General features: G+C 66.2%; 23 protein-coding genes. 8 read left to right on the top strand and 15 right to left on the bottom strand.

The features are described 5' to 3' along the window. Nucleotides 1-13: 13 nt before the first annotated feature. The 6 genes from ACI0FO_RS27800 to ACI0FO_RS27775 all read right to left on the bottom strand — a co-directional run bounded on the left by ACI0FO_RS27800 (nucleotide 14) and on the right by ACI0FO_RS27775 (nucleotide 6,333). Nucleotides 14-1,027: a LacI family DNA-binding transcriptional regulator gene (locus tag ACI0FO_RS27800; RefSeq protein ID WP_416031821.1), complete on the bottom strand. Its 1,014-nt coding sequence runs from the start codon at nucleotides 1,025-1,027 to the stop codon at nucleotides 14-16. After that, nucleotides 1,024-1,791 (bottom strand): SDR family NAD(P)-dependent oxidoreductase, encoded by a 768-nt coding sequence (locus ACI0FO_RS27795; RefSeq protein WP_416031820.1) that lies wholly within the window; start codon nucleotides 1,789-1,791, stop codon nucleotides 1,024-1,026. The genes ACI0FO_RS27800 and ACI0FO_RS27795 overlap by 4 nt, the downstream gene beginning before the upstream one ends. Next, nucleotides 1,788-3,107, bottom strand: coding sequence for a histidinol dehydrogenase (gene hisD / locus ACI0FO_RS27790; protein WP_416031819.1), 1,320 nt, complete (start codon nucleotides 3,105-3,107; stop codon nucleotides 1,788-1,790). The genes ACI0FO_RS27795 and hisD overlap by 4 nt, the downstream gene beginning before the upstream one ends. Nucleotides 3,108-3,238: 131 nt before the next feature. Beyond that, a complete protein-coding gene (locus ACI0FO_RS27785; protein WP_416031818.1) occupies nucleotides 3,239-4,843 on the bottom strand; it encodes a hypothetical protein in 1,605 nt (534 codons plus the stop codon). 1 nt (nucleotide 4,844) lies between these two features. Then, nucleotides 4,845-5,744, bottom strand: a complete 900-nt coding sequence (locus ACI0FO_RS27780; protein WP_416031817.1) for a hypothetical protein — start codon at nucleotides 5,742-5,744, stop codon at nucleotides 4,845-4,847. A 127-nt stretch (nucleotides 5,745-5,871) separates the two neighbouring features. Then, a complete protein-coding gene (locus ACI0FO_RS27775) occupies nucleotides 5,872-6,333 on the bottom strand; it encodes a hypothetical protein (RefSeq protein WP_416031816.1) in 462 nt (153 codons plus the stop codon). 178 nt (nucleotides 6,334-6,511) lie between these two features. Between ACI0FO_RS27775 and ACI0FO_RS27770 the strand changes: the two genes are divergently transcribed. The 5 genes from ACI0FO_RS27770 (at nucleotide 6,512) to ACI0FO_RS27750 (ending at nucleotide 10,388) form a co-directional block, all read left to right on the top strand. Further along, nucleotides 6,512-7,090 (top strand): hypothetical protein, encoded by a 579-nt coding sequence (locus ACI0FO_RS27770; RefSeq protein WP_416031815.1) that lies wholly within the window; start codon nucleotides 6,512-6,514, stop codon nucleotides 7,088-7,090. Nucleotides 7,091-7,201: 111 nt separating this feature from the next. After that, nucleotides 7,202-7,867, top strand: coding sequence for an RNA polymerase sigma factor (locus tag ACI0FO_RS27765; RefSeq protein ID WP_416031814.1), 666 nt, complete (start codon nucleotides 7,202-7,204; stop codon nucleotides 7,865-7,867). 2 nt (nucleotides 7,868-7,869) lie between these two features. Next, entirely contained in the window at nucleotides 7,870-8,478 is a 609-nt protein-coding gene (locus ACI0FO_RS27760) for a hypothetical protein (RefSeq protein ID WP_416031813.1), read from the top strand. A gap of 10 nt (nucleotides 8,479-8,488) precedes the next feature. Next, nucleotides 8,489-9,937, top strand: a complete 1,449-nt coding sequence (locus ACI0FO_RS27755; protein ID WP_416031812.1) for a caspase family protein — start codon at nucleotides 8,489-8,491, stop codon at nucleotides 9,935-9,937. 61 nt (nucleotides 9,938-9,998) lie between these two features. After that, a complete protein-coding gene (locus ACI0FO_RS27750; protein ID WP_416031811.1) occupies nucleotides 9,999-10,388 on the top strand; it encodes a SecDF P1 head subdomain-containing protein in 390 nt (129 codons plus the stop codon). An 18-nt stretch (nucleotides 10,389-10,406) separates the two neighbouring features. Here the strand turns inward: ACI0FO_RS27750 and ACI0FO_RS27745 are convergent, their stop codons facing one another. Genes ACI0FO_RS27745 through ACI0FO_RS27725 form a run of 5 tightly spaced genes read right to left on the bottom strand, consistent with a single transcriptional unit; the run spans nucleotide 10,407 to nucleotide 15,057 of the window. Then, nucleotides 10,407-11,612: an acetyl-CoA C-acyltransferase gene (locus ACI0FO_RS27745; protein WP_416031810.1), complete on the bottom strand. Its 1,206-nt coding sequence runs from the start codon at nucleotides 11,610-11,612 to the stop codon at nucleotides 10,407-10,409. A 16-nt stretch (nucleotides 11,613-11,628) separates the two neighbouring features. Then, nucleotides 11,629-13,206, bottom strand: coding sequence for an aldehyde dehydrogenase family protein (locus tag ACI0FO_RS27740; RefSeq protein WP_416031809.1), 1,578 nt, complete (start codon nucleotides 13,204-13,206; stop codon nucleotides 11,629-11,631). 20 nt (nucleotides 13,207-13,226) lie between these two features. Further along, nucleotides 13,227-13,700, bottom strand: coding sequence for an acyl-CoA thioesterase (locus ACI0FO_RS27735; protein WP_416031808.1), 474 nt, complete (start codon nucleotides 13,698-13,700; stop codon nucleotides 13,227-13,229). Further along, complete coding sequence (locus tag ACI0FO_RS27730) at nucleotides 13,697-14,572, bottom strand: SDR family NAD(P)-dependent oxidoreductase (protein WP_416031807.1); 876 nt, start codon at nucleotides 14,570-14,572, stop codon at nucleotides 13,697-13,699. The genes ACI0FO_RS27735 and ACI0FO_RS27730 overlap by 4 nt, the downstream gene beginning before the upstream one ends. Before the next feature lie 5 nt (nucleotides 14,573-14,577). Continuing rightward, nucleotides 14,578-15,057 (bottom strand): MaoC family dehydratase, encoded by a 480-nt coding sequence (locus ACI0FO_RS27725; RefSeq protein ID WP_416031806.1) that lies wholly within the window; start codon nucleotides 15,055-15,057, stop codon nucleotides 14,578-14,580. Nucleotides 15,058-15,287: 230 nt separating this feature from the next. On the opposite strand from ACI0FO_RS27725, the gene ACI0FO_RS27720 reads away from it, so the two are divergent. Next, the gene (locus tag ACI0FO_RS27720) at nucleotides 15,288-15,929 is read left to right on the top strand and encodes a TetR/AcrR family transcriptional regulator (RefSeq protein WP_105558799.1); all 642 of its coding nucleotides are present in this window, start codon (nucleotides 15,288-15,290) and stop codon (nucleotides 15,927-15,929) included. 43 nt (nucleotides 15,930-15,972) lie between these two features. Here ACI0FO_RS27720 and ACI0FO_RS27715 read toward each other — a convergent pair whose 3' ends face one another. After that, a complete protein-coding gene (locus ACI0FO_RS27715) occupies nucleotides 15,973-17,595 on the bottom strand; it encodes an AMP-binding protein (RefSeq protein WP_416031805.1) in 1,623 nt (540 codons plus the stop codon). Between the two features lie 171 nt (nucleotides 17,596-17,766). Here ACI0FO_RS27715 and ACI0FO_RS27710 point away from each other — a divergent pair, with 171 nt between their 5' ends. Together ACI0FO_RS27710 and ACI0FO_RS27705 are read left to right on the top strand one after the other, a co-directional pair. Then, a complete protein-coding gene (locus ACI0FO_RS27710; protein ID WP_416031804.1) occupies nucleotides 17,767-18,498 on the top strand; it encodes an enoyl-CoA hydratase/isomerase family protein in 732 nt (243 codons plus the stop codon). A 104-nt stretch (nucleotides 18,499-18,602) separates the two neighbouring features. After that, nucleotides 18,603-19,811, top strand: a complete 1,209-nt coding sequence (locus ACI0FO_RS27705; protein ID WP_416031803.1) for an ABC transporter substrate-binding protein — start codon at nucleotides 18,603-18,605, stop codon at nucleotides 19,809-19,811. 67 nt (nucleotides 19,812-19,878) lie between these two features. Here the strand turns inward: ACI0FO_RS27705 and ACI0FO_RS27700 are convergent, their stop codons facing one another. The 3 genes from ACI0FO_RS27700 to ACI0FO_RS27690 form a co-directional block, all read right to left on the bottom strand. Continuing rightward, nucleotides 19,879-20,550, bottom strand: coding sequence for a lysozyme inhibitor LprI family protein (locus tag ACI0FO_RS27700; protein WP_416031802.1), 672 nt, complete (start codon nucleotides 20,548-20,550; stop codon nucleotides 19,879-19,881). Between the two features lie 40 nt (nucleotides 20,551-20,590). Beyond that, a complete protein-coding gene (locus tag ACI0FO_RS27695; RefSeq protein WP_416031801.1) occupies nucleotides 20,591-21,637 on the bottom strand; it encodes a hypothetical protein in 1,047 nt (348 codons plus the stop codon). A 264-nt stretch (nucleotides 21,638-21,901) separates the two neighbouring features. Then, nucleotides 21,902-22,672, bottom strand: a complete 771-nt coding sequence (locus ACI0FO_RS27690; protein ID WP_416031800.1) for an arylamine N-acetyltransferase family protein — start codon at nucleotides 22,670-22,672, stop codon at nucleotides 21,902-21,904. Between the last annotated feature and the right edge of the window lie 10 nt (nucleotides 22,673-22,682).

Genomic DNA, 22,682 nt, shown 5'->3' with positions numbered 1-22,682 from the left:
TAAGAAAATCGTTTCACGGCCCAGCCCGGACGGTGGCGCGTTCAATCAGGCTGCATGGCACGACAATGTCGCGTGGGCGCAATTCCGCTTGCATCTGTTCGCGCAGCAAGCCGACAGTGGCCTCGACCATCGGCTCGACCTGTTGGCGAATTGTCGTCAGGCGGTAGGCGCCCCACGAAGCCTGCGGCACATCGTCAAAGCCCACGACGGCGACGTCCTCCGGGACGCGCAGGCGAAGTTCCTGGCGCAGCACATCCAGCGCCGCGATCGCCATGTGGTCATTGCCGGCGAACAACGCGTCGGGCGCATCGTCGGCGAACATCCGGCGCACGGCGGCCTGCGCCCGATCAAAATCGTAGTGGCCGGCTTCACGCCGGTGCACGGCATGGCCCAGTTCGCGCAGCCCATCGCGGTAGCCGCGTTCACGCTCAATACTGGTCGAAGAATCTTCCAGGCCCGCCAGATAGCCAAACCGCCGATAGCCGCGCGCGGCCAGCAACTGCGCCGCCATCTGGCCGCCCGCGTAGTTGTCGGACGTGACCGAGCTGCTTGCATGCCGCGCCAGCCCGCCCAGGATGGACACCCGGTTGAACTGCACCACCGGCACGCCGACCTCCGCGCAGCTGCGCGCCACGTTCGAGGACAGCATGGCCGACGCCATGACAATCCCGTCCACTTGATATTGCAGGATTTCCGCCAGCACGCCGTCGGCCGCCTCATCGACTTCCGCGATGAACATCAGCACGTGGTAGCCCTCTTTCTGCAGCTTTTGCGAGAGCTTTTCGATCACCAGCGGATAGAACTGGTTCTCCAGATAGCTCATCACCAGCGCCACGATGCGGCTGCGCCGCGTAATCAGGCTACGGGCCAGCGCGTTGGGCCGGTATCCCAGCTTCTGCGCGGCGGCAAGCACCTTGCGGCGCGTCTCTTCCGAGACGCTGGCCCCAGGGGTAAAGGTGCGGCTGACGGCGGACTGCGAAACGCCGGCCAGATCCGCCACGTCCTGGGCGCGCGGCGCGCTCTTCATGCGGCCGTCCATCCCGCGTCCAGCATCAGCGCGCTGCCGGTCATCAGGCTGGACGCATCGCTGGCCAGGAATACGATGGCGCCCATCACTTCGTCCAACCGTCCCACGCGGCCCAGCGCGTTGCGCGCGCACACCCAGTCGCGGAATCCGGGCTGCTCCAGCATGCCGGCCGTCATGGGCGTTTCGATGAAGGTCGGGCACACGGTATTCACGCGGATTCCCGCCGTGCCCAGTTCCCATGCCAGCGCGCGCGTCATGCCTTCAAGCGCATGCTTGCTTGCGCAGTACAAGGTGCGCCGGGGGCTGCCCACATGCCCCATCTGCGACGACACGTTGATGATCGAGCCGGGCATGCCTTCCGTCAACAGCCGTCGCGCCACCGCGCGGCTGGTGTAGAACGCCGCCTTCACATTCAGCTCCAGCACCGCGTCGATATCTTCGTCGGACTGCTCTACCAACGGCTTGGGACGATTCATCCCCGCGTTGTTCACCAGAATATCGAACGGCCCGCCTGCGGCGATCGCCTGATCGACGGCGGCGGAATCCGTCACATCCAACACCAGTGCGGCGCAGTCAATGGCCTCGGCGCGCAGCGCTTCGCAGACCTGCGCCAACTCGGGTTCGCGCCGGGCCGCCACCGTCACATGCGCGCCAGCGCGCCCCAGCGCGGCCGCTGCGGCCAAGCCAATGCCGCCGCTGCCGCCCGTCACCAGGGCTCGGCGTCCGTCCAGGCGGAAGCCCGGTCCTTTGGGCAGCGCAATCATGCCTGCGCCTCGACCGGCTGGTACCAGGCCAGGTCGGGCCGGTTGCCGTAACGGCGAACGCGGATATTGGCCTGCTCGCCGTGGCCGGCGAAGTTCTCCATGTGGCACAGGCGTGAGCAGTATTCGCCCATCGTGGCGCTGGCCGCATCCGTCAGCACCCGCTGATAGGTGCAGGTCTTCAGGAATTTCCCTACCCAGAGTCCGCCCGTGTAGCGGGCGTTCCGGTTGGTGGGCAGCGTGTGGTTGGTGCCGATTACCTTGTCGCCAAAACTGACATTGGTGCGGGGGCCCAGGAAAAGCGCGCCATAGTTGGTCATGTTGCAGAGGAAATAATCCGGGTCGCGTGTCATGACCTGCACGTGTTCGAAGGCAAGGTCGTCCGCTACCTGCAACATTTCTTCGACGGTATCGCACACAATGACTTCGCCGCACTCCGCCCAAGCCTGGGCGGCAATACCGCGCGTCGGCAGGATGCCCAATTGGCGTTCGACTTCGGCCAGCGTGTCCCGCGCGAGTTGCTCACTATTGGTAAGCAGCACCGCGGGCGACGTGGGCCCGTGTTCGGCTTGACCCAGCAGGTCGACCGCGCACAGCTCGCCATCCACGCTGTCGTCGGCGATCACCAGCGTCTCGGTGGGCCCCGCAAAAAGGTCGATGCCGACACGGCCATACAACTGCCGCTTGGCCTCCGCCACGAACATGTTGCCCGGGCCGACCAGCATATCCACCGGCGCCACGCTGGGCGTTCCGACGGCCATCGCCACCACGGCCTGCACGCCGCCCAGCACCAGGATCTCGTCGGCCCCGGCCATATCCATCGCGGTCACGATGGCCGGATGCGGCTTGCCCTGGTAAGGCGGCGCGGTGGAAACAACGCGCTTCACGCCGGCCACCTTGGCCGTCAGCACGCTCATGTGCGCGGAGGCCAGCAGCGGGTATTTACCACCGGGGATATAACAGCCCACGGCATTCATGGGCACGTGCTTGTGGCCCAGCACCACGCCCGGGTAGGTCTCTACTTCCACGTCGCGCATCGAATCCCGCTGGATCTGGGCGAAGTTGCGTACCTGCGCCTGGGCGAACGTAATGTCTTCGATCTCGCGCGCCGACAATTGCTTGCGGGCCGCTTCGATCTCGGCGCGCGACAGGCGGAAGTCGGCGGGATCCCAGTTGTCGAACTTGCGGCTGTAGTCCCGGACGGCGTCGTCGCCACGGGTTTCGATGTCGCGGATGATGTCTTCGACGGTAGCGCGCACTTTAGCGTCGTCGTCGGTCTTCACGGCGGCGGTCCGGCCGCGCTTCAGATAGCGGATCATGGTCTTTTTGCCCTGCAAACGTTAGGGGTTCACATCAAGTGAGCCCACTTTCGAATCCTTGCATACGTATGCAAATAGGGAAAAACCCGAACATCAACCCGCAGCCGTTCCGCTAGCGCGGCCTCGAACGCTTAGTCCGCATCGCCGTGGTATCCGTACTTCATGCCGCCCAACACGCGCGTGCGCACGGCTTCGTTGAAGGGATAGGTATAGGCCTGCCCCACCACCACCACGTGCGCAATGTTGGCCAGCACGCGGCGGCGCAGCGCCTGGCCCACCGATTCGCCGTCGCCCCCGGACTCGCCGCGCGACATCTGCTGGAATAGCTCGCTGTTTGTCACGCCGTTCTGCATGAAGGAAAACGCGGTCCAGACGCATGCCAGCGTCAACACCAACGCCAAGCCTGCCGCGCGTGTCGCGGCGCGGCCCGGCTCATGCCCGGCGGGCGTGCGCAGCCATACGGCCAGCTTGGCGATCAGATACAGCAGCTTGGCGAAGTGGCCCACCGCGCCCAGCAAGGAGAACAGCAGGGCCACCGGCGGCACGATCGCCGCCCGCGCGGCGTCCTGGCCCAGTTTGTAGTGCTGGCCGCCGCGACCGAAATCTTCGCTCTTGGCGGAGAAACGCGGCATCGCTTCGTCCACGGCGTGATCCAGCATGGCGTCGTACAGCCGCTTGAAGCTGGCGGCATCGGTGTAGTTGGACGCCACGCCTACACCCACCGGCACCATCAGGGTCTGCCGCAGCAGCTTCTGCACGCCAGGGCGCGCCACGAAGTCTTCGTAAGACAGGCCCGGCGGAATCGCGTCGCCCTCCACCTGGACGGTGCGGCTGCGCATCGTCTTCCAGTATTGCTGCGCGACGGCCTCGTTGAACGTCGCGCGGTCATGGGGCTGCCAGCCGCCCGGCACGGGGATGCGTTTGCGCACGTCCTGCACCACGCGGGCCTGATAGCGCGCGGGCACGTTCTCGGGCGTCCAGCCGCGTCGCGACAGATTCCTGCGGTAATCGCTCCAGGCCCGGTCCTGTTCGCGCGCCAGTCCGATATCGTTTGCCACCGGCACGCCGGCATATTGCTTCCAGCGGTCGGCGACGGACTGCATCACGCTGGTATAGACCTGGTGATAGCCGCGGATGCCCGGCGCCGTCATGCGGACGTCGCGGCCGTCGAAGCTGAAGGTCTTCATCTGGCGTTGAAGATCAGTGCGGATCACCTGTCGCTTCTTGGGTTCGACCTTCTCGTCCAGGTTATCGATATTGGACAGCAGCACCTGGAACACGGCCAGGAACGCCTTGCCCTCGGGCCGCGCATAAACGTCGTCGTCGACCAGCCCGTCCAGATGCAGGTCGCCCTGCACCAGGGACCGCTGCAACAAGCCGGCATTGGCGGCGATGCGGCGGAAATCGCCGTCACGCGTATCGACCAGCACATTCACCAGCATCTTGATGGCACTGAACACCACCAGCGCCGTCACCACGCAGGCGACGCCGATCTTCAAGTACGACGGCTTGCCGCCCGTGCGCAGGCGCCGGGTCAGCAGCAGTTGCAGCACCACCAGCGCCGCGGCAATGCCTGACAGCGTGCGGCCGAAGAACTCCAGCTCTTCGATGTCGTGCGGCGTGGCGCGGCTGCCCACCACGTCCAGCAGGCGCGCGTTGAATCCCAGCTCGAAGCTCAGATAGACGACGGTCAGGACGATCAGGAAAAGAAGTTGGCGAATCTGGGCTTGCCGCACGTCAATCCCTCAGGTCAAGACGAGTCGAGGTGATTTCCTCGTCAGGCAAATCCAGCTTGGCCGGCGTCCGCGAAGCACCGCCCGCGCGCGGCACGGCGCCCGCGGCAGAGGCAGAGACGGGCCCGTCCCCACCCGGCACGCGCTGGGGCGGCGGAACGACGCGGCCTGCGGTCTGGCCCTGCCCGCCCGGCTGGCTTTCGGCCGGCGGGGTCGATTTGCCTGATTTTCCTGTCTTGCCCGGCTTGCCCGCTTTCGCGGCGGGCGCCGCCGGCGGCGGAAAGACGCCGTGCACACGCACCGACTCCAGATAGCCCGGCGGATACAGGGATTCATCGGCAAAAGGCTTGGCGCGCGGATTCAGGCCCGCCACCGTCTTGACGTCGCCACGCCGCATGCGGCCGTCCTGCGTATAGACGAAACGCTCGATGTTCGAGCCCTTCGGAAAATCAAAGGTCAGCGCGCTGCGATCGTCCTGCACCAGCACGGCCGGCCGGTCGCGGCAGTTGCCCAAATCCCACGACAGCACGTCGGACCCTTCGATCGCCAGCACGGTATAGCGGTAATCGCAGTTGCGGCGCTGCGTCTCGATGACGACCACGGTACGCGGCCCCACGTTCTCGGTGCGCGCGATACGAGCCGAGTCCACGTTGTTCAACGGCACCACGCGTTGATTGCCCGACAGCTTGACCGAGAAGTTCTTGCCTTCGCGGCGCAGCGTGCCCAGCCCCCCGTCCTGCAACGGGAACTGGCCGATCTCGGTGCCGAACAACACGGCGGTATCGACGCCATAGACCAGCCCGCCTCGGGAATTGGTCTTGACCGCGCACGCGCTCAGTCCTCCCAACAACAACAGCACGGCAGCAAGGCGGAGGATCAACGAACGGAATAAGAACGGGCGCATCGACATCATTGTGGTGGCGGGAAACCGGGCGCCAGCCGGGCGCGGTTTCCGTCAAAGCCCTGCAATGTATCTCAAGGTTACAGCGCAGGGCCAGGGTTGTTTCAATTGCGTCTTGCCAGCGCGGCGCTCAATCGGTGGCGGCCTGCTTGTGTTCCAGCGCATCTTTCACCAGTTCACCCGCGCTATGGCGGATGGTGGACACGCAGCGCGTCGCGATGGCGCGCAACAGCGCTTCGGTGGGCAAGGTGTTGGACGCGGCCACAAAACTCTCCAGCGACGCCGACACGCGGCCGGCCTTCGGGCCCTGGTCCTGCTGCAACGTCAGCTTGACGGCCTTGCAACGGTTATTCACCGCGTTGAGGATTTCCAGCAGTTGCACACGGCTCAGGCCCAGCTCGTCGGCGTCCACGAAGCTGGGGTAGACCAGGCGCAGGAACTCCGGGTCGGTCTCGCTCAGGCTGAAGTACATGGTGCCCAGGTCGGGGTGGCGGAACAGCACATCGCCGTCGTCGTCGATGCGGGCGACCAGGCCCAGTTCTTCTTGGACCACGGTTTGGTACAGGGCAGTCAGGGCGGTGGGGTTGGACATGATTCGACTCTCCGTAAGGGTGGATGGCGACGGGAAAATCCGCGCCCTTGCCCCCTGCTACGCGCCCGGCGGAAAAAGGTTCGAAAAATATTCATCGAAAAATAAATCGAACCTTTTCGGCCACCACGCATAGCTACGGATACAGGCATCCCGCCCTCAACCAAAAAAAGGAAAGACCATGCAAGGCAAAGAGGCACGCAACGTATTGAACCAGGCCAAGATCCACGGCGCACGCTGGGCCGCCACCGCCGCCCAACGCGTCAACCGTGGCGACGCCGCGGGCGCGCTGCTGTTCCTGCTGGCCACCACGGTGCTGGCCGTGATCACGGTACGCATCATGGGCTCGAACGCCAGCCTCAGCTTCTATGACCTGCTGCGCCTGCAGAACGGCGGCGACGTCCGGGGCTCGCAAGGCACGGGCGCCGGCATCTATGCGTTGTTGTGGCTGCTGGCCGTGGTTGGCCCGCTGCTGCCGTCCCTGCTGCCCCAGCGCGCGGCCCGCCTGGGCTACTTCTTGCCACTGGCCCTATGGGGGATCGCTCTGGCCGGCGTCGCTTCGCAGGTGCGCGAAATGATGAACGCCACGCGTCAATTCGCCGGATTCATGGGCAATTCACGCGCCAGCCGCAACATGGCCGGCGACATGGCGTCGTCATTGTGGAGCAGCCTGAGCTTCGGTTTCGGCTTCTACCTGTCGTTGGCCATCGCCGTGGCCTTCACCGTGCGCGGCATTGCCGTGCTGCGGCGCCGCGCTTGATTTTCCGCCCCCGCGCGGCTAAGGTGCCGCAGCCTTCGCACTGGAGGGCTGCGGCATTTTCCGCCGATGGGCTGACGTTCCGCGTCCAGTTCGACATCAAGAATCTGAACCATGAACTCGCTCGATCCTAAGCGCTACGTGATCAACAACGTCGACGCGCTGCTCCGCATCATGCATGCCGATCCGCGCTACGCGCTGGAATTTCGCAACAAGGCAGAGCAGCACATCACGCTGAAGCTGCGCAAGAAATTCTTCAACACCTCGCCGGAAGGCGTGGTGGACGCCTTCAATAACGCGCTCATGAAATTCCTGCAAACGCGCACGTTCCGGGATGAAGGCTTCCAACACGGCCAGCCGGCCGGCGGGTGGGCGGCGCACGAATTGGCCGTGAGCAAGCTGGGCGGCTACCTGTACCGGGGTTCGCTGCACGAATTGATCCAGATGCATCGGCGCACGCGCCATGAAGTCAGATGGACGGGGCCCGCGCGGGCAGGCGAAGAGGACGACAACGTCTTCGACCCCGCCGAAGACGTGGGCGACCCGTCGCCGTTCACCGACCCCGCACACGCCTACGAGCACCTGTCGCTCATCAAGCGCATGCGGGATTGCTTGAACAAACTCAGCGATACCCTGCGCGCCACGATGTTCCTGTATTTGGACGAGGTTCCCATGGAACAGATCGCGCGGCAGCAGGACCTGCATGTCCCGACCGTCAAGAGCCGTCTGCATGCCGCGCGCAAGCTTGTGGCCGAATGCACGCGCAAAGGAATGGACTGATCATGTCTGAAGACCGAGTACTGTCCTATCTGTCGGGCGAGCTCGACGACGACGCCCGCCGCGCCTTCGACGCCGACATGGCGCGCGACCCCGCGTTACGGGCCGAAGTCGAAGAATGGCGCAACCTGGCGCAGGCGCGCCAGATGGCGCACAACGACATCGGCCGAGCCGACCGAGATTCCGCGTTTCTACGCGCGCTGGCCGAACGCCCGCGGCCTGCGCCGCCTCCGCTATCCCGCGCGCGCCGCCTGTGGCAATGGCTGTGGCCCACGCCCGCCAGCCCGTTGATGCCGCTGGGCTGGGCGCTGGCGGTCACGCTGGCCGTGATGGTGGCGCAGCAGGCGCCCCTTGATGCGCTCGCGCCCGGGGACGTGCTGACGCGCGGCGGCGGCTCCTGCCCACGGTTGGTGGTGGACCTGCCCGACACGCTTACCGCCAAGCAGCTGCGCAACACCTTGTCCCAGTTCGCCGTGTCCATCGTCGATGGCCCGGATGCGGATGGCCGCTACATGTTGAGCGCCGTGCGCGAATCCTCGCTGCACGACGCCGCCGCCGCGCTGGGCGTGCTGTCCGCAACCGCCGGCCCGGCGGGCGCCTGCCCCCGGCCTTGAGGTCCCACGCATGAAGACACCCTTGCCCCCCGCCGCCGCGCCCCTGACGCGCCGACGGCTGCTCGCCGTGCTGTTGGGCGCCGGCCTGTTGCCGATGCACGCCGGCGCCCTTGCCGCCCCCACCGCTGCCGCCCCTGCCACGGCCACCGCGCCGGCGCCGGTCCCTTCTCGACGCCGGCACGCGCTGGTGATCGGCAATGCGCGCTACGCCGTGCCCGTCAACGCGCTGATCAACCCGGTCAACGACGCGCGCCTGATCGCGGAAACGCTGCGCAAGCGCGATATCGACGTCACCCTGCTGACGGATCTGACCACCACGCAGATGGAAGCCGCCGTCGACGCGTTCGCCGCGCGGGCCCAGGACGCGGATCTGGCGCTGGTGTACTTCGCCGGACACGCCGTGGCCGTGGATGACGTGAACTATTTGTTCGGCGTAGAGCTGCCGGTGGCCGTGGGCGAGGTCCGCATCCGCACGGCCCAACAAGGATCGCTAAGCCTGAAACGCGTATCGCAGGCATTGCGTCGCGCGAACATCCGCGCGCGGCTGATGGTGTTGGACGCCTGCCGAACCAACCTGACACGCGGCGCGTCGGCGGCCGGGCTCGTCCACACCGTGCCTGCGGGCGGTGAGCTCATCGCGTTTTCCACGCAGCCCGGCGCCACGGCCGAAGACGGATTCGGCAGCGAAGGCCCGCGCCACAGCCCCTACGCGTACTACTTCGCGCAAGGGCTGGACACGCTGGCCGCCTCTGCCCCGGTTGAGAACTTCTTCAAGCAATTGACGGGCGACGTCCAGGTCGCCACTGCTTACCGCCAGATCCCGCACTACGCCAGCAGCCTGGTCGGCACCGTCACGTTCACGACGCTGGCCGACGGCCAGACGCCCGCGGTGCCGGGCGGCACGGGCGGTAGGGGTGGACAAGTGGGGCGCGGCCCCTCGCCCACGCTGGGACGCGACCTGATCAAGGCGCGCATGAGCGCGTGGGAATACGAAATCGAACGCGGTGCGCAATACCTGGACGAGCCCCGGTTTGCCTCGTTGCAGGCCCGTGCCCTGGCCGGCGACGTGGTCGCCATGACCACGCTGGGCCTCATCGCCGAAAACGGCGAACACGTGCAGCAGGACTACAAGCTGGCGGCCCATTGGTATCAGCGTGCCGCGGACCAGGGCTTCGCTCCGGCGCAGACCTACCTGGGCGAACTGGCCGGCATGGGGCGGGGCGTACCCAAGAACTACAACGTGGCCGAACGCCTGTTCCGCGACGCGGCGGACGCCGGCCACCGCCGCGCCGCGCTGGACCTGCTGGACCTGCGGGTGCGCATGGGCGAACCGCCGGATCCGCGCGAATGGGCCGCCGTGCTGAACGACGCCGCCCGCAATCCGCCGGGCATGCCGCCGTTGCAGGGCGTGCCCGACATGCTGCGCGCGCTGGGCGTGCGCCCGCCGGGACAACCCTGACCTCGTCGTCCGGCGCCACTTCGGCTAGGATGGAGCCATCGCCCAGCCGAAGGAGACAGCCATGCCCTCTATCAAGCATCTGGCCTGCGCGGCCGTCATCGCCGTATCGCTGCCCTGGGCCGCGCAGGCCGAAACCGTTACCTTGCAGGCGGCAAGCGCCACGCCCGGCGCCGATCCGCATACCGGCGCCCGCGTCGTGGATGTGGCCTTGAAGCCCGACAGCCAGAAGGCCTTGGCCGACTTCACGCGCAACCGCGTGGGCAAGCGCATTCAGCTGCGTTCAAACGGCGTGCTGCTGACGTCGGCCACGCTGCAAAGCCCGCTGGCAGGCGACAGCTTCCGCATCACCGCCGGTGAACATGGCTTTGCCGGCAAGTCCGCCGAAGAGATCGCCCAAGGCATCATGAAAGACGGCGGGCTGACCATCGACGACGAGAACACCGCGAAATAGCGCCCATCGGGCGGGCGCTTAGCCGGTGATTTCGAACAGGCCGGCCGCGCCCATGCCGCCACCCACGCACATCGTCACCACCGCATAGCGCACCCCGCGCCGGCGGCCCTCGATCAGCGCATGCCCCGCCATGCGCGCGCCCGACATGCCATACGGATGGCCAATCGCGATGGCGCCGCCGTTGACGTTCAGGCGATCGTCCGGAATACCCAGCTGATCGCGGCAATAAAGCACCTGGCAGGCAAAGGCCTCGTTCAGCTCCCACAGACCGATGTCGTCCACGGTCAAGCCGTGCCGCGCCAACAAACGGGGCACGGCCAACACGGGTCCAATCCCCATTTCTTCCGGACCGCAGCCGGCAACCGCCATGCCCCGGTACGTGCCCAGCGGCGCCAGCCCCCGCCGACGCGCTTCGGCGGCTTCCATCACCACGCAGGCCGACGCGCCGTCCGACAACTGCGACGAGTTGCCGGCGGTAATGTACTGGCCGGCCTCCAGCCGCTGACCGTTCTTGAAGACGGGCGCAAGCTTCGCCAGGCTGTCCAACGAGGTCTCGGGGCGGTTGCCTTCGTCGCGCGTCAGGGTCACCGGCTGGGCCGAGGTGTGACCCGTCGCGCGGTCGGTCGCCAGCATGACGGCGCTTAAGGGCACGATCTCGTCATCGAAGCGCCCGGCGGCCTGCGCGGCGGCGGTGCGCTGTTGCGAGCGCAACGCATAGGCATCCTGCGCCGCGCGCGGGATGCCGTAGCGGCTGGCCACGATCTCGGCCGTTTCCAGCATGCTCATGAAAATCTCGGGCTGCTCGCGCATCAAGGCGTCGTCGAACCAACGGTGCCGGTTCATGGTGTCGTTCTGCACCAGCGAGATCGACTCCAGGCCGCCAGCCACCACGATGTCCATGCCTTCCTGAGTCACCTGCCTGGCCGCCGTCGCGATCGCCATCAGCCCGGAGGCGCATTGGCGGTCCAGCGTCATCGCGGCGACTTGCGCCGGCAAGCCCGCGCGCAATGCCGCCTGGCGCGCCACGTTCATGTGCGTCGTCCCCTGCTGCAAGGCGGCGCCAAGAATCACGTCTTCGACCTCGCCAGGCGCCAGCCCAGCGCGCGCCACGGCATGCGAAATCGCGTGACCGCCCAGCGTGGGCGCCGTCGTGTCGTTGAACGCGCCGCGATAGGCCCGGCCGATCGGCGTGCGGGCGGTTGAAACGATGACGGCTTCTCTCATGGTGGTTCCCTGTGTTTCAGCGATGCCAGATGGTGTGGCATTGTTCGCGTGCGAATTGGGCGACGTAGTACGGCCCCAGGCCGCCCTTGCCGGTCATGCCCGACCCCTTCCAGCCGCAAAACGTCTGGATGCCCGGCCAAGCGCCCGTGGTCGCGCCGCTGGCGCGGTTCACGTACAAGGCGCCGGCGTGGGCACGGGCCAGGAACAGGTCGATCTCGTCCTGGTCTTCGGCGTAGCAGCCGGCCGTCAGGCCGTAGTCGACGGCATTGCCGTCGTCGATCGCGGCATGCAGATCAGTGAACGGCAACACGGAAACGACCGGCAGGAACAGTTCTTTGCAGTTCAAGCGATGGTCGGCGGGCAGGCCGGCCGCCACGGCGGGCCGCACATAATGCCCATAGGCCAGTTCGCCCGCGCTCAGACGGCGTCCGCCCGCCAGCAACCGGCCCGACGCCCTGATGTCTTCGCAGGCCGTCCGATAGCGTCGCCATGCCGCTTCGTCGATCAGCGGCCCCATGAAAATCCCGCGTTCGCGCGGGTCGCCCACGGACACGTCTTCGGTGGCGGCGCGAAGGCGTTCCAGAAAAGCATCGTGCACGGACGCGTGCGCGTAGACCTTCGAGCCGGCCGAACACTTCTGCCCCTGCAAGCCGAAAGCGGAACGCAGCACGCCCTGCACCGCCGTGTCCAGGTCGGCGCTGGCTGTGACGTAAGTAGGGTTCTTTCCGCCCATCTCGGCAATGACGGGGCGCGCGTGGCGGCCCGCGGCCACGGCCTGCAACAGATCCATGCCCACTTCCAGGCTGCCCGTGAACGCGTAACCGTCGATGCCCGCGTGATGCGCCAGCATGGCGCCCGTCTGCGCGCCGCCGAACAGCCCGTTCACGCAACCGGGCGGCACGCCCGCGCCATCGTAGGCGCTCAATAGCAGCGCCCCCGTCAACGCGGCGCGCGGCGAGGGCTTGTAGACCACCGAATTGCCCGCCAGCAGCGCCGCGCACACCATGTTCACGGACAAGGCCAGCGGAAAATTAAACGGCGCGATCACCGCGAACACGCCATAGGGGCGCAACACGTCGTGCGTGCTTTCGTTGTCAAAGGCACGCGCCAGCGGCTGCCGGTAGCCATCGCTACGTTCGGCCTGATCACAGTAGTAGCGGATCAGGTCGACGGCTTCCTCGGCCTCGCCCAGCGCCTCCAGGCGGGATTTGCCGATCTCGATCATCGTCGCCATGGCAAAGTCATACTTGCGCTCGGACAGCACCATCGCCAGCCGGCGCAGCGTGGCGATGCGTGCCGCCCAGCCCTGCGCCGCCCAGGCCGGCTGCGCGTGCCGGGCGCAGGCCACCGCCTGGTCGACCGTCTGGGCGCCGGCGCTGGGAAAGCGCCCGATCAGCAGCCAATGGTCAATCGGCGAATACGATTCCTGCAACGGCTCGCCCGCCACCGCGCGGCCATCGAAGCGATGGCGATGGTCCAGCCCCAGCATGCGCGATTCGAAATCGGGCAAGCGCTTGTCCAGCAAGTCGTGCACCGCCGAGAAATCGGTGTGGATGTTGGAATACGTGACGCGAGGCAGGGTGTGGTCGATCACGGTCGCTCCCCCAAGGTCGTTCAAGCCTGCGCGGAATTGCCCGCCAGCGGCTCCAGCGCGCGCCGCAAATCGGGCGGCAATTCCACCGGCCGGCTGCTGGCGCGCTCGACGTAGGCGTGGGTGTAGCTGCCCTGCGCGGCCGCGGTGTCATCGTCGCCGCGAAACAGCGCGAACTCGTAGGTCACGCTGGTGCGGCCCAGCCGTCCCACGCGTAAGCCCAGCACCACCCGATCGGGAAACGACACGGGCCGGAAGTACGACGTCTGGCTATGCACCACCAGGCCGATCACTTCACTGTTGTTCAAATCCAGCACGCCCAGTTCCACCAGGGTCTGGTTGACGGCCGTATCGAAGTACTCGTTGTAGACCACGTTATTCATGTGGCCGTAGACATCGATGTCGCGCAGGCGCGTCGTCATCGCCAGCAGGCGCGGATAGTCGCTACGGACATGCGGCGCGGCGCGCTGCGGCTGGGATGGGGCCGCGCCGCTCATGCCGCCTCCTGCGCGCGCTTGAGAATGCGGGCGACGTGCGCCAGGCCCTCGGGCGGCTCGATCAGGCGGGCCAGGCTGGCGATCTCGTCGAAGTGCGCGGCGATGTTTTCGGGCGTGCGCTCGCCTTCCGGGAAGTACACGCCTTCGCTTTCAACGATGGCCAGCCGCGCATAGGTGCCGGCGCCCGCCAAGAGCGCGACGCGGCTGGGCGCGCCCTCGGCCACCAGGAACAGCGCGGCGGGCGTGACATGCGCCGGGTCCAGCGCACGTAGTGCATCGGCGTCGAACATGGCGGCCGTCATGCGGGTGGCGGCGGTGGGCACCAGCGCGTTGACGTGAATGCCGTGCTTCTGGCCCTCCAGATGCAGCACGTTCATCAGGCCCACCACGCCGGCCTTCGCCGCGCCATAGTTCGACTGACCAAAGTTGCCGTACATGCCCGACGTGGACGTGGTCATCAGGATGCGGCCGTAGCGCTGCTCGCGCATGATCGGCCAGACGGCGCGCGCGCAATTGGCCGAGCCCAACAGGTGCACATCCACGACCGCATTGAAGTCGTCGGCGCTCATCTTGGCGAAGGTCTTGTCGCGCAGGATGCCGGCATTATTGATCAGGATGTCGACGCGTCCCCAGGCGTTCATCGCGCGCGCCGTCATGGCGTCCACCGCGGCGCTGTCGCAGACATTGCCGCCATCGGCGATGGCTTGGCCGCCCGCGGATCGGATTTCGTCGGCGACCGCCTCGGCCGCGCCCCCGAAATCATTCACCACGACCCGGCAGCCGCGCGCCGCCAGTTGCAGCGCGTGGCTGCGGCCCAGCCCCTGGCCGGCGCCGGTCACGATGGCGACGCGTTCATCGAAACGAATGCTCATGGGGGTCATCCTTGAAGAATGGTCATGGTGATCCAGTCGGCCACCAGCGCGGGGCGCGCCGCGCCCTCGATCTCGACGGTGACGGCATACCGGGTGGTGAACTCGCGCGCGTTGCGCGGCGTGAACTCGCTCAGCACGAAACGGCCGCGCACCCGCGCGCCAAGCGGCACCGGCGTCAGGAAGCGGACTTTGTCGAAGCCGTAGTTGATGCCGATGGCGCCCTCGAAGGCGGGCAACACCTTCTGGCTCAACGCCGTCAGCAACGACAGAGACAGGAAGCCGTGCGCGATCGGCCCGCCGAACGCGCTTTCCCGCGCGGCGCGCGCCGGGTCCACATGGATGAACTGGTGGTCGCCGGTGGCGTCCGCGAACCGGTCCACCTGCGCCTGCGAAATGGTCACCCATTCCGACACGCCAATTTCCTGCGACACCTGGTCGGCCAGGGCCTGGGGACTGCAAGCGGCTTGAACGAGAGCTGTGGTCATGGGGCGGCAAGGAATAACGAAGGGAAGACCGCGCGCTTTGGCACGGACTCGCGTTTTAACGGTCTTAGATCCATAAAAACATACCGAGTAGTATAAACTTCGTTTTTCGGGTTTGTACAGCGGGTCGGCAGCACCCGTCCACGTGCGACGCCCCGCCCGCCAAACGATACGCCTGCGGGCAATTGGCTAAACTGGCGCTTTGCCGCAACGCATGGATGGAGTAGAAGCGCATGAATGGGGAACCTACGGTGACGGCTGCACGCGATGACGGCATGGGCAACATCGAACTGCTGACGGCCGCGGCCGAGTGCTTTATGGAGCAAGGGTTCCACGCATCCAGCATCGACGACGTCGCGCGCCGGCTGGGCGCCACCAAGGGCCGGGTCTATCACTACTACCGGTCCAAAACCGACCTGTTCTTCGACGTGCACCGCGAAGGCATGCGGCGCAATTTCGAGGCCGTGCGCCCGGCAATGAAGGAAAAAGGCACCGCCGCCCATCGCTTGGCGCTGATGCTCAAGCACCACGCGCTGTCGATGATGGAGAACCTGGCATTCGAGACGGTCGTCGTGCAGGGCGTGCACATGCACCGCCTGGGCGCCACCACGCCGGCCCAGCGCCAGACGCTGGCCGAACTCATGACCATCCGCGACGACTTCGAAGCGCTGTTCAAGCGCGTGGCCTACGAGGGCGTGGAAGACGGCTCTCTGGCCATCGACGACGTCTCCGTCGCGGTCAAGGCGGCGTTGGGCGCCATCAACTGGCTAGCCGTCTGGTACCGGCCGCGCCTGGGGGAAACGCGCGACGACCGCGAGATTCTCGCGGGCAAGGTCGTCCACACCATCATCGCCGGACTGGGCGCGCGCCCCTGAGACAAGCGGCTTGCCCTGCCGCGGCAAGCCGCCCGCCTCCGCTTCACGCCAACCGTTCGCGACGCAACCGGATCCCGGCAGCATCGCGGTCCCACGTGCCGTCGGCCAGCCCCTCGCTGCGCAGCACATGCTTTTGCAGCTTGCCGCTAGCGGTCTTCGGCAACTCCTCGACGACGCGCACATAGCGGGGCACCATGTAGTGCGGCACCCGCTCCGCCAGCCAATTGACCAGCGTGGCGGGCTCGATGTCGGCGCCATCCACGGCCGTCACCACCGCCAGCACCTCGTCTTCCCCGTGTTCGCTGGGCACCGCCACGGCGACCGCCTCGCGCACGGCGGGATGCGCGCAGATCTCGCCCTCCAGCTCGAATGACGAAATGTTCTCGCCGCGCCGGCGAATCACATCCTTCAACCGGTCCACGAAAAAGAACGTGCCCTCGCTGTCGCGCCGGAAGGCGTCGCCCGTGTGGAACCAGCCATTGCGCATCGACGCGGCTGTGGCTTCCGCGTTGCGGTAGTAGCCGGAAAACAAGGCCCAGGGCCGATGCGAGCGGATCAGCAGCTCGCCGACCTGGCCGTCGGGCACCGCGCGGTCCTGCGCATCGCCCACCCGCAGCTCGAACCACGGGCGCGGCTTGCCGCAGCGCCCCGCCTCCGTCAGCCCAGGGCCCGCGCTCAAGGGGCTGGCAATCTCGGTCATGTTGTAGACCGTGTATAGGTCCACGCCAAAACGCGCCTGAAACGCCGGCGCGTCTTCGCCGAACGGCACGATGAACGCCTTCTTCAAGGTGTGCTCGCGGTCGCGCGGCGACGGCGGCTGCTTGAGCAGGAAGTTGGCCATCACGCCCAGCAGCAGCACCACCGTGCTATCGGTATCGCGAATCGCGTCCCAGAATTCGGCCGTGCGGAATTCGGTCACCATGGCGATCGACCCGCCGCAGGCCAGCATCGCGTACACATACAAGGTGCTGCCGCAATGGAAGATGGGGCCCGCGATCATGCAGCGATCGTCCGGCGCGATGCAGTCGAACGCATCCGGCCCCATCGTGTAAAGCTGTACATACGAGGTGACCACACCCTTGGACAGCCCCGTCGTGCCCGACGTGTACATGATGGACTGCGTGTCCCACGGTTCGATGGGCGTCTCGGTCGCCAGCAGGTCGGCCGCCGGCTCGCCCGTCGGATCCACCAGCGCCGCGAACGACACGGCGGACGGCATGCCGGCGGGCGTCTCGCCTTCGCCGGTCAGCAACACGCGGGTCAGCGCGCCCGGCGACAGCGCCTGCAAGCGGCCGACCAACGCCCGGTGCGCCAGCATCAGGGAGGCCTGCGCGTTTTCCAGCACGTGCGCAAGCGGCCGCCCGCGCAGCGCCGTATTCAACGGCACGTACACCGCGCCCAGGTAATTGATGGCGAACCAATTGGTCAGCAGCTCTGGCCCGTTGCCCATCCAGCACAGCACGCGGTCGCCTTGCCTGACCCCTTCGCGGCGCAGCGCCGCCGCGCGCCGACGCACCTGCGCCAACGTCTGCGCATAGGTCCACGACGGACCACCATGGAACCGGGCAAAGATTCTGTCCGGTATCTTTTTTGCCTGACTTTCCAACAGATAGCGCAGCACGCACGCCTGGCGGTCGGGAATGGCCGCCCGAGCCTCATCGTTCATCAACGGTCTCCTCGCTTTGTTATTTCGCTTATTTTTCATGACTTTTCCGCAGCCATCCAGGCTTGGCGAATGCGGACTTACCCGCACACCCCCCGGCAGATGCCCCACGGCGTCTTGCGACTTTCAACATACTTGGTAGTATATCCACGAAATAAACCCGAAGGACAGCGAATGAGCATGGTTTCAATCGAGCGGGACAAGGGCGTGGCCGTGGTGCGCTATGACCGGGGTGGCAAAGCCAACGCGTTGAATCTGGCGGCCATGGACGCGCTGATCGACGCCGCGGCCGAACTTGCCAGCGATGACCAGATCCGCGCCGTCGTGCTGACCGGAGCGCCCGCCCTTTTCAGCGCGGGCATCGACCTGAAAGACCCCGCGCTCTGGAACCATGACGACCCGCTGGCGACGCAACGCGCGCTGGCTCGCGGCGAAGTGCTGTGCCGCGCCTGGGGCGACCTGCCTCAGGTCACCGTTGCCGCCATCGAAGGCGCGGCGGTGGGCGGCGGCGCCGTGCTGGCCCTGGCGTGCGATTGGCGTGTGCTGGGCGCCGACGCGTTCCTGCGCCTGCCGGAAGTCCGCCTGGGCCTGCCGCTTGCCTGGGGCGGGCTGCCGCGCCTGGCAAGCCTGGTGGGCCCGGCGCGCGCCAAGCGCGCGCTATTCACCGACCTGCGGCTGGATGCGGCCACTGCCGACGCCTGGGGCCTGGCCGACCGCATCGCCCCTGCCGGCGACGCGCTTCGCGCCGCTATCGAGCTCGCACGGGAGGCGGCCGCCTGCCCCACGCTGGCGCTGCGCCTGACCAAACGCGCCATCGATGCCCAGTTCGACGCGAACCGCCATGCGCACGCGCAGACCGATCAATTCTTGTTGTGCCACTTGCTGTCCCCCGCCGCTGCGATGTAGTTCCGGCGTCCCCGTCCGCTGTTCCGTTCCGCCCGTTAGACCCGCCCGTTAGACCCGCCCGTTAGACCCGCCCAAGAGCGGGCACCCCATCCAGGAGGAAAGACATGAAACCATTGCTTAGCGCCCTGCTCGTCGCTGGCGCGTTCACGCTACCCGCCGCGCAGGCGCAGTCCGACAAACCCATCCGCATCGGCGTCTTGACCGACCTGTCCGGCATGAACGCCGACTTGTCGGGGCAAGGCTCGGTCGAAGCCGCCCGCATGGCGGTCGAAGACTTCGGGCCCACCGTGCTGGGCCGCAAGATCGAGGTCATTTCCGGCGATCACCAGAACAAGGCCGACATCGGCTCGGCCACCGCGCGCCGCTGGATCGACCAGGACAACGTCAAGGCCATCGTCGACGTGCCAACCTCGTCGGTCGCGCTGGCCGTGCAAGAGATCACCCGCACGTCCAACATCGCATTCCTGGCCTCGACCGCCGGCACGTCGGACCTGACGGGCAAGGCGTGCTCGGCCTCGACCGCCCAATGGACCTACGACACCTACGCGCTGGCCAATGGCACCGGCCGCGCGCTGACGGAATCCGGCATCAAGAAGTGGTACTTCCTGACCGCCGACTACGCCTTCGGCCACGCCCTGCAGGCCGACACGGAAAACGCGGTCAAACAGGCCGGCGGCCAGACGCTGGGCGCCGTCAAGCACCCACGCGCCTCGAACGACTTTTCGTCGTTCCTGTTGCAGGCGCAAGCGTCCAAAGCTGAAATCGTGGCGCTGGCCAATTCCTCGGGCGACACCACCATGGCGATCAAGCAGGCCAACGAATTCGGCTTGATCAAAAGCGGACAGAAGCTGGCCGGGCTGCTCATGTTCATCACGGACGTGGACGGCGTGGGCCTGGAGCAGGCGCAAGGCCTGGTGCTGACCACGGGCTTTTATTGGGACATGGACGAGCGCACCCGCGACTGGAGCAAACGCTACGCCGCACGCATGAAGGGACGCGTACCGACGATGGCGCAGGCTGGCGTCTACTCGTCCGTGCTGACCTTCCTGAAGGGCGTGAAGGAAAGCAACCAGCTGGAAGGCGATGCGGTCATGAAGCAGATCCGCGGCATGAAGATCGACGACATGTTCGCCCGCAACGCCTACCTGCGCGAAGACGGCCGCCTGGTGCACGACATGTACCTGGTCGAGGTGAAGAAGCCCTCGGAATCCAAGGCGCGCTGGGACTACTACAAGATCCTGCGCACGATCCCGGGCGACAACGCGTTCCGTCCGTTGAAACAAGGCGGCTGCCCGCTGGTCGCGGCCAAATAGGCCAGACGGCCCCGCGCGCTGATCCCGGAAGCTTCAGCGCGCGGACCGGGAAACCTTCGGGGTGTGATCAGCGCACCGCGAACCAGTCGCCGGACAGGCTGCCATTCATGCCGCAGAAGGGCGGGCCAAAGCCCTCTTCTTTCACGCCTGTCGGCGGGACTTCGCGAACCACCAGCACGGCGCCGCGGCGCGTCAGCGCAAGCACCCAGGGCGCGCCATCCTGATAGGCGACTTTCAGGGTGTCGCCCGAGACGACCGCGTTGCCGCTCATATCGCACACCCAGCGGCCGTTATAAGGCTGCGACGAATTGGCCGACACAGACAACTGGCCATCGGCGGATTGCGTGACCTCGATTTCGCCCTCGACGTTTTTCCACTTACCGATAAAGCCGGCAGCCGGCTGCGGATTGATGGCCTTCAGGAAACGCAGGCGGTAATCCATGCGGGTGCCAATCTCTTTGACCGGCGTGCTTCCCGAGAAGGGCTCGGCATAGATCTCGTCGCGCACGCCAAGGAAATAACGTTGATCGGCAGTCAGCGATTTGGCGGCCTCGGCGTCCAGCTTGCCACGCACGGCGTTGTATTGCCGCGCGATGGCCGCGTCCTGATCCGCCAGGGCGGTGTTGGCGCAAATGGCTTTTTCGACCGGCGTGGTGGCTTTGGCGCAGTTGAACGAGGGCGCAGCGGCCGCAGTACCCGCGATGGCAAACGATGCTGCAAACACCAGATGACGAATCATTGTGTGAAGGCGTTTAGATGTTGTGGACGGTCGGCCAGCCTTATTTTCCATTGCCTATCGACAGCGGCACGCCCCAGACCGGATCCTCCATTCCCTGCTTGCCCAGCGGCGTGATCTGCATGGGTCGCAAGGTGGACAGTAGCTGCCGGTGCGCATCGCTCAAGTCGCGCTGCGCGATCAGCTTCTGGGTGAACTCCATCGGCGCCGGGCGCGTGTAGACGGTAAAGTCCTCAAGCGGACACGCGATCTTTTTCGCATCCACCGCGCGGCATCCCGACTGCTTGTACTTGTAGCTGGGCGTCCTCATGTGCACGCGCTGACTCAGCACGAACTGGCCGCCCTTGAGCGTAAAACTGGCCAACGCCCGGTTCGACGGAAGGCGCGACTGCACCTTGATCGCCGGAATGTCCCGCGCGTCCGTCTGCTCGTAATAGCCGGCGCGGGAACCCTGTGTGGTTTCGGTGTACTGCTCTTCGCCCCAGCTGACGCAGGCGCCCGTCCCCCGATGCACCGCCGTGCAGACCGTGCGCGACTTTATCTGGCTTCCGGTGGTGCCTTCGTGCCAGTTGGTCTCTTTGTAGTATTCGCGATAAAGCTCCGCCGACAGATAGGCAGTGCCGTTGGCGCCACGGCCCGAACCTTCCGCGCCGCTGCGCGCGCCCACTTGGTCCAGCCGCGCATTCAGCTTGTAGTCGTCGCCCCCCGTCAGCAGGTATTTGCCCGGCGGCAAGATATGCACTTCAAACGCCTTGAACAAATAGGTGGCGTCCTTGTCGCGTTGCAGCGCATTGTTCTGGAACTTGCGGCCAAACGTGATATTGGGCTGCTTTTCGTTCGTGAAAATCACATTGCCGGTCCATTTCATCATGGACTCCGCGTCGTTCAACGTCGCGTGCGGCATCACATCGGCGACCAGCACCACCGCCATGTCCGCCTTCAACGCCTTGTCGATCAAATCAAGCAGCTGCGCATAGCGCGGGTCGTCCATGGTGCCCTTGCCATACGAATCTGGCTGGGTCGCGCATCCGGACACCGCCAGCGCAAGCGTCAGGGCAAAGAGGGCAACTCGCGGTCGGGGCAGCGTCATGGGATCGGTCCTTGAAAGGAGGCTGAGTCGGATGCGTGACCGCGCATCCTACTAACTTGGGAAAGCGCCGCAACCCCTGGACCACGGACTGAAACATGGCGCGGTCCGAGGTCGCGCGGCCGCCCTGGCAGGCGGCTCGCCACCAGGATCAAGCCGTGGCGCGGGTTGCGGGCCCGCCGGGGCGACGGGCACCGCATCGAAGCGCACGAAAACGCAACGCGAGGTCCGTAATTTATTGTTGCCAGTGTTTCCGGCGCCCAGCGATCATACGACCGGGTACAGCCCGAAACGCCGTTCCAGTTCGCCAGCCACGCTTGCGTCATCCAGCGCGGTCTCGACAACCTCGTTTTCGCGCACCACCTTCAGGGCATTGCCCACCAGCATGCTGCGGCCCGTCTCGTTGTGCAGCACCACCACGCGCTTCTGCACGAAGATTGCGTCCGGATGGGTCGAGTTCAGATAATTCGCCGGCACAAAATCCACCCATTCCTGCGGCGACAGATCAAACGCGTACTGGTTCAACCATTGCCCACCGGCGCGTGCCTTCAGGACGAATGCGTCGCCGTCCAGCCGGCTCAGCATGAAGGCGTCCATATCCTGAGGAACCTCCGCGTCCAGTTCCGCCAGATTCATCGGCGCGCGTATGCCATAACTGCCAAAGCCCAGGTCGCACAGCCAGTCGGCGCCACTTGCGCGAACCACCAACGCCATGTGCGTCTTGGGACGCTTGACCGGATAGAACATCGGACGGGCCGCGACAAAGCGGTAGGAAATGCCCAGCGCCTCAAGCGCCATGGCGAACAGGCCGTTTACCTCGTAGCAATAGCCGCCACGACGGCGCTCCAGGATTTTCTCCACGATATCTTCGGGCACCAGCGACACGACGCGCCCTGCCTGCACGTCCAGGTTCTCAAAGGGCACGGTAAACAACTGGCGGCGCATCAAAGCCGCCACCGTCGTGATATCGGGGCGGGTGTCGCCGTCGTGCCCGATGCGTTCAAGGTAACGGGCCAGGGTGAAATTATCTGCGTGCATGGGTTGCGCC

This window comes from Achromobacter marplatensis (genome assembly GCF_049060505.1).
Taxonomy (GTDB): Bacteria; Pseudomonadota; Gammaproteobacteria; order Burkholderiales; family Burkholderiaceae_B; genus Achromobacter; species Achromobacter marplatensis_A.
The sequence above is the reverse complement of the archived record's forward strand: the minus strand, read 5'-3'. Positions and strand labels throughout refer to the sequence as shown.